Source organism: Nostoc sp. NMS2 (assembly GCF_017115105.1).
Classification (GTDB): Bacteria; Cyanobacteriota; Cyanobacteriia; order Cyanobacteriales; family Nostocaceae; genus Nostoc.
The window spans coordinates 1-19,132 of the sequence record NZ_JABXKH010000136.1 but is presented as its reverse complement, the minus strand read 5'-3'; the positions used below and the strand labels follow the sequence as shown (position 1 = coordinate 19,132).

Annotated in this window: 15 protein-coding genes; 11 read left to right on the top strand and 4 right to left on the bottom strand. The window is 43.7% G+C overall.

Features of this window, described 5'->3' with window-relative positions; genetic code table 11:
• Positions 1-164: 164 nt before the first annotated feature.
• On the bottom strand, positions 165-905 hold the full coding sequence (locus HWQ36_RS24495; RefSeq protein ID WP_292707475.1) for a phosphorylase: 741 nt from the start codon (positions 903-905) through the stop codon (positions 165-167).
• Positions 898-1,758 carry a ferritin-like domain-containing protein gene (locus HWQ36_RS24490; protein WP_292707472.1) on the bottom strand — a complete coding sequence of 287 codons (861 nt, stop codon included), beginning with the start codon at positions 1,756-1,758 and terminating at the stop codon, positions 898-900. Before HWQ36_RS24490 ends, HWQ36_RS24495 begins: the two co-directional genes overlap by 8 nt.
• Before the next feature lie 150 nt (positions 1,759-1,908).
• On the opposite strand from HWQ36_RS24490, the gene HWQ36_RS24485 reads away from it, so the two are divergent.
• The 3 genes from HWQ36_RS24485 (at position 1,909) to hpnH (ending at position 6,733) form a co-directional block, all read left to right on the top strand.
• Complete coding sequence (locus tag HWQ36_RS24485) at positions 1,909-4,650, top strand: efflux RND transporter permease subunit (protein ID WP_292707470.1); 2,742 nt, start codon at positions 1,909-1,911, stop codon at positions 4,648-4,650.
• Positions 4,650-5,633, top strand: a complete 984-nt coding sequence (gene hpnA, locus HWQ36_RS24480; protein WP_292707498.1) for a hopanoid-associated sugar epimerase — start codon at positions 4,650-4,652, stop codon at positions 5,631-5,633. The genes HWQ36_RS24485 and hpnA overlap by 1 nt, the downstream gene beginning before the upstream one ends.
• A gap of 80 nt (positions 5,634-5,713) precedes the next feature.
• Positions 5,714-6,733, top strand: a complete 1,020-nt coding sequence (hpnH, locus tag HWQ36_RS24475; protein ID WP_292707467.1) for an adenosyl-hopene transferase HpnH — start codon at positions 5,714-5,716, stop codon at positions 6,731-6,733.
• Between the two features lie 1,042 nt (positions 6,734-7,775).
• On the opposite strand, the gene HWQ36_RS24470 is transcribed toward hpnH, so the two are convergent.
• The gene (locus HWQ36_RS24470; protein WP_292707464.1) at positions 7,776-8,456 is read right to left on the bottom strand and encodes a class I SAM-dependent methyltransferase family protein; all 681 of its coding nucleotides are present in this window, start codon (positions 8,454-8,456) and stop codon (positions 7,776-7,778) included.
• A 662-nt stretch (positions 8,457-9,118) separates the two neighbouring features.
• Here HWQ36_RS24470 and HWQ36_RS24465 point away from each other — a divergent pair.
• The 7 genes from HWQ36_RS24465 (at position 9,119) to HWQ36_RS24435 (ending at position 14,588) form a co-directional block, all read left to right on the top strand.
• Positions 9,119-9,640 carry a phycocyanin subunit beta gene (locus tag HWQ36_RS24465; protein ID WP_292707461.1) on the top strand — a complete coding sequence of 174 codons (522 nt, stop codon included), beginning with the start codon at positions 9,119-9,121 and terminating at the stop codon, positions 9,638-9,640.
• Positions 9,641-9,729: 89 nt separating this feature from the next.
• Positions 9,730-10,221 carry a phycocyanin subunit alpha gene (gene cpcA / locus HWQ36_RS24460; RefSeq protein ID WP_012411562.1) on the top strand — a complete coding sequence of 164 codons (492 nt, stop codon included), beginning with the start codon at positions 9,730-9,732 and terminating at the stop codon, positions 10,219-10,221.
• Between the two features lie 163 nt (positions 10,222-10,384).
• A complete protein-coding gene (locus HWQ36_RS24455) occupies positions 10,385-11,197 on the top strand; it encodes a phycobilisome linker polypeptide (protein ID WP_292707453.1) in 813 nt (270 codons plus the stop codon).
• Positions 11,198-11,336: 139 nt separating this feature from the next.
• Positions 11,337-12,206, top strand: coding sequence for a phycobilisome linker polypeptide (locus tag HWQ36_RS24450; protein ID WP_292707450.1), 870 nt, complete (start codon positions 11,337-11,339; stop codon positions 12,204-12,206).
• Between the two features lie 75 nt (positions 12,207-12,281).
• Positions 12,282-12,539 (top strand): phycobilisome linker polypeptide, encoded by a 258-nt coding sequence (locus HWQ36_RS24445; protein WP_292707447.1) that lies wholly within the window; start codon positions 12,282-12,284, stop codon positions 12,537-12,539.
• A complete protein-coding gene (locus tag HWQ36_RS24440) occupies positions 12,539-13,384 on the top strand; it encodes a HEAT repeat domain-containing protein (protein ID WP_292707444.1) in 846 nt (281 codons plus the stop codon). The genes HWQ36_RS24445 and HWQ36_RS24440 overlap by 1 nt, the downstream gene beginning before the upstream one ends.
• A gap of 478 nt (positions 13,385-13,862) precedes the next feature.
• The gene (locus tag HWQ36_RS24435; RefSeq protein WP_292707442.1) at positions 13,863-14,588 is read left to right on the top strand and encodes a HEAT repeat domain-containing protein; all 726 of its coding nucleotides are present in this window, start codon (positions 13,863-13,865) and stop codon (positions 14,586-14,588) included.
• A 184-nt stretch (positions 14,589-14,772) separates the two neighbouring features.
• Here HWQ36_RS24435 and HWQ36_RS24430 read toward each other — a convergent pair whose 3' ends face one another.
• Entirely contained in the window at positions 14,773-15,420 is a 648-nt protein-coding gene (locus HWQ36_RS24430; RefSeq protein WP_292707439.1) for a hypothetical protein, read from the bottom strand.
• 549 nt (positions 15,421-15,969) lie between these two features.
• On the opposite strand from HWQ36_RS24430, the gene pruA reads away from it, so the two are divergent.
• Entirely contained in the window at positions 15,970-19,023 is a 3,054-nt protein-coding gene (gene pruA / locus HWQ36_RS24425; protein ID WP_292707436.1) for an L-glutamate gamma-semialdehyde dehydrogenase, read from the top strand.
• The last annotated feature ends 109 nt before the right edge of the window (positions 19,024-19,132 follow it).

The window sequence follows — 19,132 nt, the reverse complement described above, 5'->3', positions numbered from 1 at the left end:
TCATTTTCATATCTGAATTCAGCAACGCCGATATTTTTATATAGTTCGATTTCACAAACTTCGACTTATATGAAGATGTATTCATAGAAAGTTAAATCCCCGACTTATTTGATAAGTCGGGGATTTTTAGACACCGCGAAGTGTGTTATTAATTTAGCAACAAATTATTCTGGTCTATTGCCAGAAAAGAGCAGATTTGTAACTTGCTCTAACACCTTTAATGCTGTTAATGAACCTCGAATTAGCCGAGTAGCTGCAAGCGGTTGTCTAAGCATTGCGATCGCTAACGGGAAAGGATTTAGGGAGCCATCAGAGTTAATTGCTGATGTGAGATCGGGGATATCGTGCTGACAATCGTCACTGACTACTCGCAGCATTGCCACGGACACCCTACTCGCCTTGAAAAACTCTAGGGCAGTAAATCCTTCCATATCAACAACATCAGCCGTTAAAGTCTCACCTAAATGACGTTTTTCGGCAGCAGACCAAATCATGCGATCGCTTGTCATTGACTTGACTAAATTTGGTAGGGAGTGGGGAAGGTGGGGCCCCCTCTGGGGATAAGGGGTAATGGGGAGTGGGGAGTGCAATTGGGCTGTGAAAGTGCGATCGCACTCTAACCGCTTCCCCTGATAAACACAATCTTGATACAGCACAATATCACCAACTTTGTAGCGATCGCTCAAGCTGCCACAGATACCCATAATCAGCACCCTGGATTTGGGAACCATCAATTGTCCATTTTCTGGGGATGCGTGCAGATATTTGAGTAAAGGCTTCATCCCAACAGGTATGGCTGCTACCCTTGGGATGGAACCAGTAACGCCGCTTAATCCGCGACAAACAGCTTTATATTCTGCTCCTTGAGCCACCAGAATAGTGTTGATGGGCAAAAAATTAGGCACTAGCCCTCTCATTCTCAATATTCTGAAGTTTGCGTTTGGGTATTAACTCAAGGGTGCGGAGGGCGATGTTGGCAAGTCTGGGTAGTAATTGTGGTTGGAGTAGTCGGGGATCATACTTGCTCATCCGGCGCTGATTTTCTTCTAGACAAATGCTGAGAAATTTTTCTAGTGTCAGGTTTTTGGTAAAAATGTCAGCACCCGTGATAGCGAAGCCAGTCTTACTAGCGTCATCATTACCAAAGACGGCAATCAAATTACTGAGAGCCTTGCCGTATTGCCAGAGGGTTTTGGCGCTCCGTAGTGGGATGAATCCCTGGCCACGATGAATTTGTGTATACGTAAACCAGTTGACAAAAAAAACAATATGACGTGTTTCTTCGTCTATGATGGGATCAAAGATAGTGAAGATAGATTCTGGAAAAACATTAGCTTCACGGGCGATCGCAAATAACCCGTAAGCAAAGAAAGTATCCAGGCACTCTTCAAAGCCAAAGCGCGTAAAAACTGGCTCAATTTTTTGGGGAACTTGAATTGGTTGACGTTCTGGTATTTCGATGCTGTAACGGTCAATTAATGTTTGAAGTAGACGGGCGTGGCGTAATTCTTCTTTACCTTGGAGAGCGATCGCACTTTGTAAAATAGGATCGCCCACCGTTGTTGCATAACCACTAACTATTGCTCCAGCTTGTCGTTCTGTATCCAGAGCTTTCTCCCAGAAGGGAATACTGCGTAAGAAATTCAAGGCTGTATCGTCCAAATCTGGCCAGGGGAGAGACTCAGGTTCGTATTCCCTGTAGCTTTCGGTAAAGCTCCGGCAGAATAATTCCTTATGCTCGACAGAACCAAGTTTCATCTTTGAAGTTTCCTTTTGTATTAAAGATTGGGTCATATCTGAGTGACAATAAGTAATATTGCTGGTTAGTTGTGACCAAAGCTCGCAAACCGAAAGTGATTGCTGTAGCATGACTAAATAATTGTGTCACCCACACGATAATTTTCCAAGATGGTAAAGCTTCGTAACTCAAAATCCGCACGAGAAATCTTCAATATTTCCAAATTAGCGATTCAGTTTTCGTGGCTGACGGTGAGTTTTTGGATTGCCGTAACGGTAGCAGGTGTTCTGGCTTTCAGTTCCCTGAAGTACGCTTTATTTCCAGATGTTACCTTTCCAGTGGTGGTTGTGAATGCTACAGCCCCCCTGACAACTGCCTTGGATACAGAGACGAAGCTCACCAAACCCCTGGAAGAACGCCTCCGTTCCCTAGAAGGACTGGAGAATATCCGCTCATCCACTTATCCCAGTCAAACAGCCGTTAGCCTTTCTTTTGCCGTTGGTACGAATTTAGAAACATCGACCAAAAAGGTGGAAACGGCCCTCAAGCAGCTGACTTTGCCTCAAGGAGCGACTTCTAAGATTATTCCCCTGAACCTGAACGAGTCAGCCGCCATTAGCTATGCGATTGAGAGTCCCACCCGGAATCTTACAGATTTGACAAAGTTGGCGAAAGACGAGATTGTCAGTGCGATCGCTAAACTACCAGGAGTCCTGAAAGTCTCACTGTTGGGCAGTGCTACTGCAACCCCTCCCCTAAATCCATCGAATGTGAGTGCAGCAGCCATCCCCCAAGCAGGCGCAACATTAGTCAGATTTAACGGGCAAGATGCACTGGCATTTCAGGTAATCAAACGCGGTAGCGCTAACACCTTAGAAGTGGTGAGTTTAGTTGAAAAAGAAGTCCAAAGGCTACGTTCTACCCTCAAGGATGTCAAACTCACTTTGGCTGCTACCCAAGCAAAATATATCCGTCAAGCCACCCAGTCAACTATCGATGCTTTGTTGGAAGCAGTCTTGTTGTCCATCGTGGTAATTTTTCCTTTTTTGTGGAATTGGCGGGCCACCCTAATTTCTGCCTTGGCGATTCCTACATCTTTGTTGGCGACGTTTATCGTCATGGCAATTTTCGGTTTCAACTTAGAAACGATTACGTTGTTAGCTTTAGCTTTGGTGATTGGGAGTATTGTTGATGATGCGATCGTGGATGTAGAAAACATCATGCGACACATTGAAGATGGGGAAACTCCTCGCCAAGCGGCGCTTTTAGCAACCAATGAGATCGGATTAACAGTCACCGCCGCCACGTTGACAGCAGTAGCGGTTTTTTTACCCATAGGTTTAATGGGTGGCGTAATTGGGCAATTTTTCAAGCCCTTCGGCATCACTGTTTCAGCAGCAATGCTTGCTTCTATGCTAGTTGCTCGGACTTTATCTCCAGTTCTGGCTATTTACTGGCTAAAACCTAACTCCTCGCTCTCCCCGCGTCGGGAAGCAAGAAGCTGGGTAGCATTTGCCCAATCTTACAGAAACTTGCTGAGTTGGTCTTTGAATCACCGAAAGATAGTTGTTGGGTTAGCTGTCCTCAGCTTCATCGCAGGTATAGCCCTGATTCCACTAATTCCCAAAGGATTTATTCCCAAACTAGATCGCGGCGAATTCAATATTGCTTATACTGCTCCTTTACCGAATATCCCCGATTTGGGCAGAGGAGGACAAGGAGGACAAGGAGGACAAGGGAGACAAGGAGGACAAGGGGGACAAGGGAGCAATATTCCTAGTCCCCAATCCCCAATCCCCAATCCCTTAAACGATTCTCTTCAGGTTGCTAAAAAACTAGAAGATGTAGTCAGAAAATCACCGGCAGTTGAAACGGTATTTACTACTGTTGGTTCTCGTGAGGGTGAGCCGAATAAAGGCACACTATATATAAAGTTAAAGGAAGACCGCACAATCACAACTGGAGAACTACAAGATCAATTCCGCTCCTCTTTACCTATCCTTCCTGGGGTAACTACCAGTGTGGAAGATATTCAATTTGTCGATTCTGGCGGTCAAAAACCTCTCCAAATAGCTTTGCGCGGTGACGATCTCCAAGCCTTAAGTAAAGCAGTCAAGGCAATTAAAGAGAGAATTCAGAGACTACCGGGATTTGCCGATGTCACAGTTACAGGTGAAACGAATCCACAGGGTAAGGTTTTTCAGATTGAGCGTCTGAATAATCAGCGAGTAGCTTATGTCAGCGCTAATCTTGGCAAGGATCTATCTTTGGGTGATGCTACTGACAAAGTGGTAGCTGAAGCTAAAGCGGTGTTACCATCTAATGTTTCCTTAAATTTAGGAGGAGACTCAGCTAGCCAAGGTGAGGTTTTTAGCAGTTTTGGCAGTACTTTGGCTTTATCTGCGTTGTGTATTGTCGTGGTACTAATTTTGCTGTTTAGAAGCTGGGTAGACCCTCTAGTGATTGGTGTATCTTTGCCTTTAGCACTGGTGGGGGCAATGTTGGCACTACTGATCACTGAGAGCGATTTTGGGATGATTTCACTGATTGGTTTCGTCTTTTTGCTGGGGCTGGCTAATAAAAATGCCATCTTGCTTGTGGATTATATCAACCAGTTACGCAATGCTGGCACAGAACGCACAGAAGCAATCCTCAACACTGGACTAGTGCGCCTTAGACCAATTATGATGACCACTGCCTCCACCATTTTAGGGATGCTACCGATCGCACTGGGTTTTGGTGCTGGTTCCGAATTGCGATCGCCTATGGCTGTAGCGATCGCTGGTGGACTCGTAACTTCAACTATCCTCAGCTTGATTGTCGTGCCAGTAGTCTACACTATTTTAGATGATTGGTTTCCCCGGTTTAAGAAGAGGGGGAGCAGCGGAGCAGGGGAGCAGGGGGCAAGTTGATACAGGTTTTTGTCACGGGGGGTACGGGTTTTATTGGTGCCCACTTAGTACGGTTGTTACTGAAAGAGGGTTACACAGTCAAAGCGCTGGTACGCTCAAGTAGCAATTTGGAAAATCTACGCGGTTTGGAGGTGGAAATTGTCAAAGGCGATTTGAACGATCCAAATCTCTGGCAACAAATGAGAGGTTGTCAATACCTATTTCATGTCGCAGCCCATTATTCCTTGTGGCAAACAGACCGGGACTTACTTCATCATAATAATGTTCTGGGTACACGCAATGTCTTGGTAGCAGCTAATAAAGCTGGCATTGAACGCACCGTTTACACCAGTTCAGTGGCAGCAATTGGGGTAGGATCATCTAATCAAGTGGTCGATGAAACACATCAGAGTCCCCTAGAAAAGTTGGTGGGTAATTACAAAAAGTCTAAGTTTCTGGCTGAACAAGAAGCCATGCAAGCTGTTGCTACAGGTCAGGAGGTAGTTATTGTCAATCCCAGCAGCCCCATTGGATCGTTGGATATCAAACCTACCCCCACAGGTGATATAATTTTACGGTTTTTACGACGGCAAATGCCCTTTTACTTAGATACTGGTCTGAATTTTATCGATGTGCGAGATGTGGCGTGGGGGCATTTACTGGCCTTGCAACGGGGTAAGTCAGGCGATCGCTATATCTTAGGTCATCAAAATCTAAGTCTCAAAGAACTACTCGAACAACTTGCCGATATCACAGGTTTGATCGCACCTCAACGAACAGTACCCGCTTGGTTGCCCTTTAGTGTTGCCTGGGTTGATGAAAAGATTCTCGCACCCTTGGGAAAATCGCCCTCAGTGCCATTGGATGGCGTTCGGATGGCGAAACAACCTATGTATTATGATGCTTCAAAGGCTGTACGAGAGTTGGGTTTACCTCAATCTTCTCTGAAAGCGGCACTCAAAGATGCTGTGGATTGGTTTGTTGCTCAAGGCTATGTCAAATGAAAAATATAGTAGGCTAGCTAGCACAGATGTGCGCCCCTAGTGTGGTGTTTTTAGATATATAAAGAGGAGCGATCGCAACAATGGCAGTTAACATACAACAAGCTATGGATATCGGGAAGTATCTGGTTACTCAGCGTTTGAAAGGACGTAAACGCTTCCCCTTAGTATTGATGTTGGAACCTCTTTTTCGGTGTAATCTAGCCTGTACTGGTTGTGGTAAAATCCAACATCCCAAGGAAATATTAAAGCAAAATCTCACCCCAGAACAGTGCTTTGCCGCAGTGGAAGAGTGCGGCGCACCGGTTGTTTCAATTCCTGGGGGAGAACCTCTGCTACATCCTCAGATTGATGAGATTGTTCAGGGATTAATTGAGCGCAAGAAATATATTTACTTGTGTACCAATGGTTTGTTGTTAGAAAAAAGCCTGGATAAGTTTCAACCTTCCCCTTACCTGACTTTTAGCGTGCATTTAGATGGAATGCGCGAGTTACACGATCGGTGCGTCGATCGCAATGGTGTTTTTGATATTGCTGTCAAAGCCATTCGCACCGCTAAAGTTAAAGGCTTTCGTGTCACCACTAACACCACTATCTTTGAGGGTACTAAACCCAAAGATATGCAAGAGTTCTTCGACTTTTTGGAAACACTAAATACTGACGGGATGATGATTTCTCCCGGCTACAGTTACGAGTGGGCACCAGATCAAGATCATTTTCTCCACCGCGAACAAACCCGCGCTCTCTTCCGGCAAATTCTGGCTCCCTACAAAGCTGGTGAAAAAAACTGGAACTTCAATCACAATCCACTGTTCCTAGATTTTCTGACTGGTGAGAAAGACTACGAATGCACACCTTGGGGTAGCCCTAGTTATAGTGTTCTCGGTTGGCAAAAACCTTGTTATCTGCTAAACGAAGGTTATTACTCTACCTTCAAGGAATTACTGGCACAAACTGATTGGAGTCAATACGGCCAGAAGAGTGGTAATCCCAAGTGTGCCGATTGCATGGTTCACTGCGGCTACGAACCAACCGCCGCAATGGATGCAATGCAACCGCAAAATATGGCGCGTGCCCTTGGCAGTGTGTTTGGCAGGAGCTAATAAGTAGGGAGAAAGGGGAAAAGGAACCCCATATTTGAAAACCTTGTTTTTACCTCTATCTTTTTAATCTCTCGCTTCGTTATCAACCCGCTTTGGAATAAATTCCGAGGCTAATAGCTCAAGTCCTTTTAATGACGTAGATGCTGAGATAGGGCTTACACAAACAATACAAAACCCTGATTTTACAGTAGGGGAAATTCATGAATTGCCCCTACTGCATTTACTATTGCGGAAGTCACACTAGAATTTGTCAAGTTAGTAATGAAGGGTTTGTAGTAAGTACTTTAATGCTCAGAGGATGTTTTAAAAGTGTTTTGCTGTGACTTTAAGCACTTTTAGATCCCCCCTAACCCCCCTTAAAAAGGGGGGAACTGGAATCAAAGTCCCCCTTTTTAAGGGGGATTTAGGGGGATCTAGAACTTTTGATACCGATAAGGAGACTTTTAAAACATTCTCTTAGGAAATAAGGACAAAAGTTCTTACTCCGAACTTGCTTACCCATCAATTTAAACTTGACAAACTACTAGAATTTGTGTGCTAGAGGATGTTTGAAAAGATTGGGCGAATAGAATAGAGCATCCGGCACGCTGACGCGCTAAGCGAAGCTATGCCGTTCGCGCAGCGTCTCGTAGAGAAGGCTTTACGCTACTACACAAACAAAGTCCACCTGGTATTGTGAAGAGTTTTTAACCTGCGGAGGCAGGTTTTGTCTGTGTAGCCGCGACTTCTAGTCGCCCGGCTAGTAATAAATTAGACATTTCAGTCCACTTGAGTGGGCTTGAACTATTTGCCCAGAACTTAAGTTCTGGGCAAGATGTGGATCAGTGCAATACTTTAACTGTTACAGAATGGTGATTAATAACAAATATTTAAAAACAGCCTAAGTAAGTTAGCGCGAAAAAATCAAAGTATGTTACGAAACGTAAATAGGCTTAAAACCTTTACTAATGACAAAGGACAAATGACAGCCTTAGCCAGTTAGCTTGAATTGCGCCGACCTACTTAGCGCTGGATTTTATCAATCTTTTCAATCACTATCCCCTTATTTACCTGGCTTTACTTGGAACGCCGTAAACGCGAAAAACTGTTGTTCTTTGGGTGCAGCTAAACTTTCACCAAGGTAACGATGAATACCTACTCCCATGTCTCCTGTTGCAGTGAGTTTGAAGTTCACTTCTTCAAATCTATATTCACGGAAAAATTTACGCACAGTCTCAGAGTAAGGAATACCGTTAAAGTGTCCACGAGTCCAAATTACAAAAGCACCTTGTTTACTCAGAAAACTCAGGTTCGCTAGCAAACGATTTAGTTCAGCTTCATCTGCAAGATTGCCGAATACACCACAGACAATCACAATGTCTGCTGGCACTGCTCCTACATAGTTACAGGAGAGAGTTGCATCACCATTGATAAACTCAATTTGTTTTGTCAAACCCAAGGATTCTATTGTTTGTTGTCCGCGTTCAACTAGCTGTGGATTTAGCTCTACGAGTCGGGCATAAACATCTTTTGCTCGTGGATGATTTGATAGCGTTCCTAGCAAATCTCGTCCATCGCCCGCGCAAACACTAACTACACGGATTAACCCTGGTTGAGACAAATTCAAGCTATAGGAAATGTATTCCTGCACAATTTGCAGGCGTTGTTGCAATTTCGGTTCGTTCTTGTAAAGGTCGTGCCATTCAAACCAGTCTTTTACCATAGGAGTGATTTCCGTTGCCATTAACCACAAGTTTGCAAAATGACAAAGCATACTGTGCAATTTAAAACTACGATAATTTTATCGAAAAACCGTAGTTTAAATTTAACACAGAGCATCATAAAAATTTATCCAAAATCAAGTCTTTTTTCTTTAAAAGTTGAAAGCAGAGATGCAAAGAAATTGCACTTATTACCTTAATCGATAGAATACAGCCGTAAATATGCTGCGTCCCCTTGGCAGAAGATTTCAAGTAGCAAATGCTACAAAAGTTAAAGGTGCGATACCTGGGTTGGGCTACGCCTACGCATTCTTTAAGGAATTTCCCTGAAAGAAATTTCCAGTATTTTGAGAGTGCCGAGAAGTTAAGACTAAATGTAAAGTTATGTAAACTAAATTAACAAACATAACAATAATTTGTAATAAATAATGATGCGGCAGCATTGTATAAAGAGAACTTGGAAGTAAAAAACAACATCTTAATCAGGTTTTCCAGTCGTTCATAGAAGTTTGAAGTTTTTTAACAAAAGTTTTAATCTGAAAGCCTGGAGATCGTAAACTTATTTGGTGGATGTCTGTTTTAGACCTTTCGTAACTCGTCAGGCAGTGCTGACATCAAAAAAAGCTGAATCATTCAGTTTTGAGTCCAATTATTCTTAACCAAGCAAAGTAGGAGATTTAACGCAATGGTTTTAGATGCATTTGCAAAAGTAGTTTCCCAAGCTGATACACGTGGGGAATACCTCTCCGATGCACAATTGGATGCATTGAGTGAACTAGTCAAAGATGGTAACAAGCGTGCAGATTCTGTTAACCGGATTACCAGCAATGCTTCCGCTCTTGTTGCTGCTGCGGCTCGTGATTTGTGGGCAGAACAACCCCAATTGATCACTCCCGGTGGTAATGCTTACACCAGCCGTCGCGCTGCTGCTTGCATCCGAGACTTGGACATCATTCTTCGCTACATCACATACGCAATCTTTGCGGGCGATTCCAGCGTGTTAGACGATCGTGCCCTCAACGGCTTGCGTGAAACCTACTTGGCATTGGGAACCCCAGGAGCTTCAGTTGCTGTTGGTATTCAAAAGCTGAAAGCAGCTTCCTTGGCAATTGTCAACGATACAAACAACATCACCAGAGGCGATTGCAGCGCTTTATCAGCTGAAATCGCTAGCTATTTTGATCGTGCTGCTTCAGCAGTAGCTTAAGGCAAATATTGCTGCTATTGACTGAGATTATTGTCCATTAGGACAAAACAAAATTTCAACCAAAAGTTTGTAAAAGGGAAATACCAAAAATGACAAAAACACCTCTAACTGAAGCAATTGCATCGGCTGACTCTCAAGGTCGTTACCTCAGCAGCACCGAAATTCAAGTTGCTTTTGGTCGCTTCCGTCAAGCACCAGCTAGCTTACAAGCAGCAAAAGCATTGAGCGCTAATGCTCAACGCTTGACCGAAGGTGCTGCTCAAGCAGTATATAACAAGTTCCCTTACACCACTCAACAACAAGGCCCTAACTTCGCGTCTGATGCACGCGGTAAAGGCAAGTGTGTTCGTGATGTCGGCTACTACTTGCGGATTATCACTTATGCTTTAGTTGTTGGTGGTACAGGCCCCTTGGACGATTTCTTGATTTCTGGCTTGGCTGAAATCAACCGCACTTTTGACCTATCTCCTAGCTGGTACATTGAAGCTCTCAAGTACATCAAAGCTAACCACGGTCTAAGCGGCGACCCAGCTGTTGAAGCAAATTCCTACATCGACTATGTAATCAATACTCTAAGCTAGAGTGTTTCTTTAGCCCGGAGAGGAAATCAGCTCTTATGACAAGTGAGTTCTATGAGTTGCTTACCTCTCCGGGCAGTTTTATTTTCAAAAGACTGTTAAAAAACTAGAAAAAAATTTTCTAAAAAGTTTTCAGTTTTGCAGTTAAAACTGAGGAGGTTTAAAGATGGCAGCTTTGGGACAAGCAGCAAGACTAGGGATTGGAGCATTTGAAAACTCAGCACCTGTAGAACTACGCCCTGATAGAACTGAAGCAGATGTGGCAGTTGTTATCCGGGCAGCTTACCGTCAGGTTTTGGGTAATGCATACCTCCTAGAAGGAGAGCGTCTGGAGAGTGCAGAATCGCTTTTGCAGCAAGGTTTAATCTCGGTTAGAGGATTTGTGCAAGCTATTGCTCAATCGGAATTCTATCGGGACAAGTTTTTTTACTCCAACTCGCAAACCCGGTTTATCGAGTTAAATTATAAGCATTTATTGGGGCGTGCCCCAGAAGATGAGTCAGAGATTTCGTACCATGTTGAGCTTTACAACTCACAAGGTTATGAAGCTGAAATTAATTCTTACATTGACTCATTAGAATATCAAGAGAGTTTTGGCGAAAATGTTGTGCCCTACTATCGAGGCTTTAAAAGTCAAGTAGGACAGAAAAATGTTGGATATAGCCGACTGTTTCAACTGTATCGGGGTTATGCGAATAGCGATCGCGCCCAAGGACAAAAACAAGGACGGCTAACCTGGGAAGTTGCTAAAAATCTAGCTTCACCCATCTATCCAGTCTCCGCCGGAGCCTTAACCGGTCTCTCTACAGGTGGTCGTGGGGAAACATATCGCATCAGAGTGCTACAAGCAGCTTCCCCCAACGCAACTGTAGTGCGCCGTGGGACTGCGGAATTGATCGTACCCTACGAGCAACTGTCTAGTAAATTGCAGCAGTTGAATCGTAAGGGCAGTAGAGTTATTAGCATTACTGCCGTATAAATAGGGAATCGGGGGGAGTAGGGAGTAGGGAGTAGGGAGTAGGGAATTTCACCACTCTCTAGTACAGATGCGATTAATCGCGTCTCTCCCCACTCCCCGCTCCCCTTAACAATTACTAATTACAAAAGGAAAATTACCAATGGCTATTACAACAGCAGCGTCCCGTCTAGGAACGGAACCTTTTACCGACCAATCTCCTGTAGAATTGCGTCCCAATGCAACTAAAGAAGATATAGAGAGAGTAATCGCTGCCGTCTATCGTCAGGTGTTGGGTAACAACTATATATTGGCATCTGACCGCCTCGAAAGTGCTGAATCTATCCTGCGCGATGGAAAAAATACAGTGCAAGAATTTGTGCGTCAACTCGCCAAATCAGAATTGTACAAATCCAAGTTTTTCTACGACAATTTCCAAACTCGCGTTATCGAACTAAACTATAAACATTTGTTGGGTCGTGCCCCTTATGATGAGTCTGATGTCGTCTATCACTTAGACTTGTATCAAACTAAGGGATATGAAGCTGACATAGATTCTTATATTGATTCGCCAGAGTATCAATCTAGCTTCGGTGAAAATATAGTGCCTTACTATCGCGGCTTTAACACCCAAACAGGACAGAAAACTGTGGGATTCAGCCGGATATTCCAACTTTATCGCGGCTATGCCAGTAGCGATACTTCCCAACTCAAAGGCAAATCCTCGCGCCTTGCTTCCGAACTAGGTCGCAATAGTGCATCTATCGTTGTTCCTCCATCTGGTGCTTCTTCTGGTTTTTCATACGTTGCTTCCGAGAAAGGTGTTACCCCCAACAGTACTTTTGGTGGTGCGGGAACATTTGGTAAAGAAGGCAGATTATACCGGATTGAAGTGGCAGGTATTTTTGGTGCTGGGTATCCTAGCACACGCCGTGTCAATCAAGCGGTAGTAATACCCTATGAAGAACTATCTAGTTACTTCCAGAGAGTAGTAAAACAAGGTGGTAAAATAGCTAGTGTGAAACCACTTTAGTGTCATTTGTCAATAGTCATTAGTCATTGATTAATGACTATTGAAAACTTGAAACTTGAAATTTGGAAGTGATTTATGCTTGGACAAATTAGTAGCAGAAATAGTAATCGCTCCTTCCGGTATGAAGTAGTAGGTTTGCGCCAAAGCGAAGAAACCGAAAAAACCAACTATCCCATTCGTTCTAGTGGCAGTGTGTTTTTCACAGTGCCTGAAAACCGGATGAATCAAGAAATGCAGCGAATTACTCGCTTGGGTGGCAAAATAGTCAGCATTCAACCATTGAACGCTGAGGTGAAAACAGATAGCGAACAAAGCGATCCTCCCTCTTCCTAATGAATTCCAGTCCACAGAAATTTGAAGATTTATCAGCGACAGGTGATAATGCCGATGGTGGATCTTTAACAGTAGAACAAGCGATCGCTAATCTAGAAAGTGAAGATTTAGGCTTGCGCTTTTATGCTGCCTGGTGGTTGGGTAGGTTTCGGATAGGTGAAGCAGCTGCGGTTACAGGACTGATTAAAGCTTTAGAGGATGAAGCCGACAGAACACCAGAAGGCGGATATCCTCTGCGACGGAACGCAGCTAGAGCCTTGGGAAAACTAAGCGATCGCCAAGCAGTATCACCTTTAATTGCGTGTTTAGACTGCTCAGATTTTTATGTGCGGGAAGCAGCAGCACAATCTTTAGAGATGCTAGGCGATCCGGTTTGTATTCCTCCTCTGATCAAGCTATTAGTTGTAGGTTTGCAGGGAGAGCAGCTTGTCTCACAGCAGCCTGATTTATCTCAACCCTACGAGGCAATTTTAGAAGCCTTGGGAACCTTGAGGGCGACTGAATTCACCCCTTTGGTAAAGCCATTTTTAGAGCATCCAATTGAATTGGTGCAATATGCTGCTGCACGAGCGATGTATCAATTAACCCAAGAACCAGCTTATGGAGAACGGTTGGTAAAGGCTTTGGCTGGTGAAAGATTGCAATTGCGTCGAGCAGTGTTAGCAGATTTGGGAGCGATTGGATATTTACCCGCAGCAGATGCGATCGCACAGACTCTTGCTGAAAATAGCCTCAAGCTAATTTCTCTCAAAGGATTACTAGAACATCAAGTCAATCACATCACACCAACCACTTTGTCAGAAGGTGCGATTAAAGTGATTAATTTGATGGACTCATTGTTATAGTCAGACAATTTTAGACTTCGACTACGCTCAGTCGAACGATTTTGGATTTTAGATTTTAGATTGACCCCAGCAATCAAGTCAGGGGCTTGTCAGACAATTTTAGACTTTCCTGCGGAACGCTACGCGAACGACTACGCTCAGTCGAACGATTTTGGATTTTAGATTTATTCTCGCGTTTCAATTCGGGGGCAACTCTTGGAGACGCTGTGTTTCGACTCCGCTCAACATAAATTCGCGTTCAGACCTTTTTAAATTTGGGATTTTGAATCTTCAATTCCATTATCCAAAATTTAAAATCTAAAATTCGGTCATAAATTCTAGATAATAAGTTGTTATTAATACTTTGCAAAAAATGTTCACTATACATAAACCCCCCAACCCAACTGCAAAATCAGGGTTAGGAGGTTTATGTATGATGTCAACTACGGATAGCTTAAGCTACAATTGGCTGACGGCTAATTACTCATGAAAAATTGTTATGAATAACAGCGATCTTGCCCAAATATTGATCCGTGCTGTAGAAGAAGCAGATTCGTCAGAGCGCTTAGTAGACGCAGTTCAAGAGTTAGCAGCAGCTCGTATAGAGGAATCTGTTCCGACTCTAATTGCAGCTTTGGGCTACAACAATCCAGGGGCGGCGGTAGCGGCGGTAGATGGACTAATTGCGATCGGGGAAGCCGCAGTATCGCCACTATTGGAACTAATTGATGACTATAACTATGGTGCTAGAGCCTGGGCACTTCGTGCCTTAGCGGGAATTGGCGATGTCCGGGCACTGGATACCTTGTTAGAGGCAGCAAAAACCGATTTTTCTTTAAGTGTGCGGCGGGCAGCTGCTAGAGGATTAGGCACTTTGCGCTGGCATCAAGTCCCGCCTGAGAAAGTAGAATCTGTTCAGACTCAGGTATTAGAGGCGCTATTATTAATTTCTCAAGATCCAGAATGGGTAGTGCGTTATGCAGCAGTGACGAGTTTAGAAACATTAGCCATTGCAATAGCAGTTACTTTACCCGATCAAGCGTCGCGGATTACAAGTCAACTTCAGCAAATGCTCGATACAGATGCCGATCTCGGAGTTCGCACCCGTGTCAAGTTTGCACAGGAAAAAATTCAGCAGCAACAACATCAAGAAGTATTTGCACCGACAAGAAAATTACAAAACACTGAAGTTGAAGTGCCTCATCGTGGCGGCGGTAGACGTTAAAGAAGTCGCAAGTCGCAAGTACAGTTTTGTAACGGGGATTTAGAAAGAGCCACAAACTTGCGGCTTGAAAGAAGCTGGGGACTTAAACCCACCGAATTTTGTTAAGCAATTCAAAATTTATAGTAGTCAGAGAGGCTTGGCGGTTATAAACCTCGTTTAGACGAGGTTTTCCCGCCTGTGCGGGTTAAGACAATAAAGACTGAATTTCTGCCTGGATATTGCCACGGGCACAGGGTTCGGCGAACTCTGACATTAAAGGCGTAAAATAGATATGCGATCGCACTAAAAATCGTTCTAAAACCTGCTGACGACCTATGATATAATCTACATCTTGCAGCCAGCCATATTCCTGGCGAACAGCATAGGCGTATTCTTCATATTGCACTGAGTTAGCAGCCAAAATCGCTAAATCTGCATCAATTAGGACTTTGCTGTCATAGTCATTCACCGCAGCTTGGTGATTTTTAGTATTTAAAATGAGATGCGTAACAGTAGTTATAGTACTTTCTGGAATACCTAAATTACTCAGCAACTCAAAAGCATAGTCTGCGCTTCGTTCTTCATTATCTTGAGCTTCAGTGTCATACACTACATCGTGAAACCAGGCGGCTAGTTGAACAGCAGCTAGGTTATTCGTGTAGCCTTGCAAAATCTGAATTATGCTGAGAACGCGATCGATGTGTTTCAGTGTATGGTAATAGCGACTAGGGGTAGAGTAAGCTGCAACCAACAAATTAAAGGCTTCTTCAGCCGCTACCTGGTCAACACCAAAGGATTGCAGTGTATGTTGCCAGTTAGAAAATAAAATATCCATAAAGTTTTCTGTAGGCATAGAGTGAGTATACCCATTCTTAGTATTGAAAAAAATAAGTACATCCTGTTAAAACGACATAGGGAAGATGCGTTGAAGAAGAATTCAGGAGCGGAGCCGGAGACGCTCCGCTCCTGACTCCTGACTCCTGAATTCTGTTCTATAAGAGAAAAAGCTGGAAAATCCTTCCCTTCTGCCCAATTATCCGTGTTCCCCAAAATTCTGATCCTTAAAAGCCACTACTTAGCGCTCTTTTATGACTCTCGTGGGATAAAAATCATCCACCCTTATTTTTAAGGACTTTGATGAACTTAGGCGTAGGTTGGGTTGAGGAACGAAACCCAACACCAACAATCTCTGATTTTGTTGGGGTTTCACTAAAGTTCAACCCAACCTACGAATATTTTATTTTTTCGGAGTAATAAAAGAGCGTTAGAATTCTCTTGCTGTCAGACTTAAATTGCAACTTGGCAAACCATTAGATATGGTGACAGCTAAATGAAAGCGTCAAAATAGAAGACACAGGCTTTGTCCAAAAAGCCTTGCCTTGATTAACGGAGTTTATTATCAGTGGTAGTACAAGTACAGACAAGCACTTACGAAGCTAAAACCCAAGAAATTGCTAAACAACTTCTAGCAGCAACACAGGAAAATCGTTCGTTTTTTTCTTCCCTGCGGGATCAAATGCGCTGGGATGATAAATTATTAGCTTGGGCGATGAGTAATCCTGGATTGCGGGTGCAACTATTTCGCTTTATAGACACGCTACCTGCTTTGCACAGTAAATCAGAAATTGCCTCACATTTACAAGAATATTTAGGAGATGAATCTGTAGAATTGCCGGCAGCTTTGAAGGGAATGCTAAACTTTGCTAACCCTGATTCTATGCCAGGACAAGTTGCTGCTACAACCGTTGGTACAGCTGTTGAGACTCTTGCTCATAAATATATTTCTGGGGAAAATATTAAACAAGTCATCAAAACAGTTGAACGACTGCGAAAAGAAAAAATGGCTTTCACCATTGATTTACTTGGTGAAGCGGTGATTACCGAAGCCGAAGCGCAGTCTTATCTAGAACGCTATCTAGAATTAATGCAACAATTGGTGGAAGCATCAAAGAATTGGGCAGCTATCCCGGCGATTGATGAGGCTGATGGCGAAGCGATCCCAAAAGTTCAGGTTTCTGTGAAGTTAACGGCGTTTTATTCTCAATTTGACCCTTTAGATGCTAAAGGTAGTGAGGAGCGAGTTAGCGATCGCATTCGGATTCTTTTACGTCGTGCTAAAGAGTTGGGTGCAGCTGTGCATTTTGATATGGAACAGTATGCTTATAAAGACATAACTCTCACCATCCTGAAAAAACTCTTACTAGAAGAAGAATTTCGGCAACGCACAGATATTGGGATGACAATTCAAGCATATCTGCGTGATAGCGAGCAAGATGCCAAAAACGTAATTTCTTGGCTGAAAGAACGCGGTTATCCCCTGACAATCCGCTTAGTGAAAGGTGCATATTGGGATCAAGAAACTATAAAAGCAGCCCAGAAGCATTGGAAACAGCCAGTTTACAACGACAAAGTGGCAACTGATGCTAACTTTGAAACCATTACTCAGTTATTGCTAGAAAATCATCAATATGTGTATTCTGCCATTGGTAGCCATAATGTGCGATCGCACTCTCGCGCTATTGCCATAGCTGAAAGTTTAAATGTCCCCCGCCGTCGCTTTGAATTGCAAGTCCTCTACGGTATGGGTGATAAAGTTGCAAAAGCTCTGGTTGACAAGGGTTATCGAGTCAGAGTTTACTGTCCCTACGGTGAATTGTTGCCAGGAATGGCGTATTTAATTCGCCGATTGTTAGAAAATACCGCTAATAGTTCATTTTTACGGCAAAATCTCGAAAATCGACCAATTGAAGAGTTATTAGCGCCGCCAATTGTCAAAGAAGAAAACTCTTTAACTCCTAAGGTAGAGACGCGATTAATGAGCCAGCGCGTTGCGGGGGTTCCCCCCGTTGTAGCGACTGGCGTCGCGTCTCTCCCCACTCCTCACTCTCATTTCCTCGGTGCAGCTGATACCGATTATGCGGTGGAAGAGATCAGAACGAAAGCGGCGCAAGCTTTCCAAAGTGTTCGTCAACAATTGGGTAAAACTTATTTGCCGTTGATTAATGGGGAATATGTTAACACGCCGGAATTTGTTGATTCTCTCAACCCTTCTAATTTCAGTGAAGTAGTTGGTAAAGTTGGGTTGATTAGCGTTGAACAAGCTGAACAGGCTATGCAAGCAGCCAAAGCTGCATTTCCTGGGTGGAGGAAAACACCTACAAAACAACGCGCTAATATTTTGCGGAAAGCGGGTGATTTGATGGAACTCCGCCGCGCCGAACTTTCAGCTTGGATAGTTTTGGAAGTTGGAAAACCAGTTAAGGAAGCTGATGGAGAGGTTTCGGAAGCGATAGACTTTTGTCGGTACTACGCTGATGAAATAGAGCGATTAAATAAAGGTGTAAATTATGACCTTGCTGGGGAAACTAATCGTTATATCTACCAACCACGGGGAATTGTTGTAGTAATTTCTCCCTGGAATTTTCCGCTAGCGATCGCTTGCGGAATGACTGTTGCAGCCTTAGTTTCAGGGAATTGTACTCTTCTTAAACCTGCTGAAACATCTTCTGTAATTGCCGCAAAACTCACAGAGATTTTAATAGAAGCTGGTTTTCCCAAAGGTGTCTTTCAATACGTGCCTGGTAAGGGTTCGCAAGTCGGCGCTTACTTGGTAAATCATCCAGATACTCATGTAATTGCTTTTACGGGTTCTCAAGAAGTTGGCTGTAGAATTTACGCAGAAGCCGCAATATTGAAACCTGGGCAAAAGCACATGAAACGGGTGATTGCTGAAATGGGTGGCAAAAATGGCATTATTGTTGATGAAAGTGCTGATTTAGACCAAGCTGTTGTAGGGGTAGTGCAATCAGCATTTGGTTACAGTGGACAAAAATGTTCTGCGGCTTCCAGGGTGATTGTGCTGGAACCGATTTATGAAGCCTTTGTGCAACGCTTGGTAGAAGCCACAAAATCCTTGAATATTGGGGAAGCAGAGTTACCTAGTACCCAAGTTGGGCCAGTGATTGATGCTAATGCCCGCGATCGCATCCGCGAGTATATTGAGAAAGGTAAGGCAGAAGCACAATTAGCCTTAGAATTACCAGCACCCGAACAAGGATATTTTATCGGCCCTGTAATTTTTAGTGAAGTCTCGCCAAATGCGGTAATTTCCCAGCAAGAAATTTTTGGCCCTGTGCTGGCGGTAATTCGGGTAAAAGATTTCCAAGAAGCGCTAGCAGTCGCCAACGGGACAAACTACGCCTTAACTGGAGGACTTTATTCTAGAACACCTTCGCACATTCAGCAGGCGCAGACAGAGTTTGAAGTCGGGAATTTGTACATTAACCGCAATATTACCGGAGCGATCGTTGGACGGCAACCCTTTGGTGGATTCAAACTTTCTGGCGTGGGTTCTAAAGCAGGCGGTCCTGATTACCTCCTGCAATTCCTAGAACCACGCGCGGTAACAGAAAATATTCAGCGCCAAGGTTTTGCACCAATTGAAGGTGCAGAGTGAACTACAAGGGTAGTTAGGGTATATCCCCTAAACCCTTGTAGCGTTGGGGAGTAAGATTAAATAATTCGTAATTCGTAATTCGTAATTCGTAATTAAGTTTTGTGACGGG

What these genes read in the sequence shown, in the direction of transcription:
- HWQ36_RS24490 (WP_292707472.1), bottom strand. Translation starts at nt 1,758, where the DNA reads ATGAAACTTGGTTCTGTCGAGCATAAGGAATTATTCTGCCGGAGCTTT.
- HWQ36_RS24485 (WP_292707470.1), top strand. Translation starts at nt 1,909, where the DNA reads ATGGTAAAGCTTCGTAACTCAAAATCCGCACGAGAAATCTTCAATATT.
- HWQ36_RS24440 (WP_292707444.1), top strand. Translation starts at nt 12,539, where the DNA reads ATGAATTCCAGTCCACAGAAATTTGAAGATTTATCAGCGACAGGTGAT.
- HWQ36_RS24450 (WP_292707450.1), top strand. Translation starts at nt 11,337, where the DNA reads ATGGCTATTACAACAGCAGCGTCCCGTCTAGGAACGGAACCTTTTACC.
- HWQ36_RS24470 (WP_292707464.1), bottom strand. Translation starts at nt 8,456, where the DNA reads ATGGCAACGGAAATCACTCCTATGGTAAAAGACTGGTTTGAATGGCAC.
- HWQ36_RS24435 (WP_292707442.1), top strand. Translation starts at nt 13,863, where the DNA reads ATGAATAACAGCGATCTTGCCCAAATATTGATCCGTGCTGTAGAAGAA.
- hpnH (WP_292707467.1), top strand. Translation starts at nt 5,714, where the DNA reads ATGGCAGTTAACATACAACAAGCTATGGATATCGGGAAGTATCTGGTT.
- HWQ36_RS24445 (WP_292707447.1), top strand. Translation starts at nt 12,282, where the DNA reads ATGCTTGGACAAATTAGTAGCAGAAATAGTAATCGCTCCTTCCGGTAT.
- HWQ36_RS24430 (WP_292707439.1), bottom strand. Translation starts at nt 15,420, where the DNA reads ATGCCTACAGAAAACTTTATGGATATTTTATTTTCTAACTGGCAACAT.
- HWQ36_RS24455 (WP_292707453.1), top strand. Translation starts at nt 10,385, where the DNA reads ATGGCAGCTTTGGGACAAGCAGCAAGACTAGGGATTGGAGCATTTGAA.
- HWQ36_RS24465 (WP_292707461.1), top strand. Translation starts at nt 9,119, where the DNA reads ATGGTTTTAGATGCATTTGCAAAAGTAGTTTCCCAAGCTGATACACGT.
- cpcA (WP_012411562.1), top strand. Translation starts at nt 9,730, where the DNA reads ATGACAAAAACACCTCTAACTGAAGCAATTGCATCGGCTGACTCTCAA.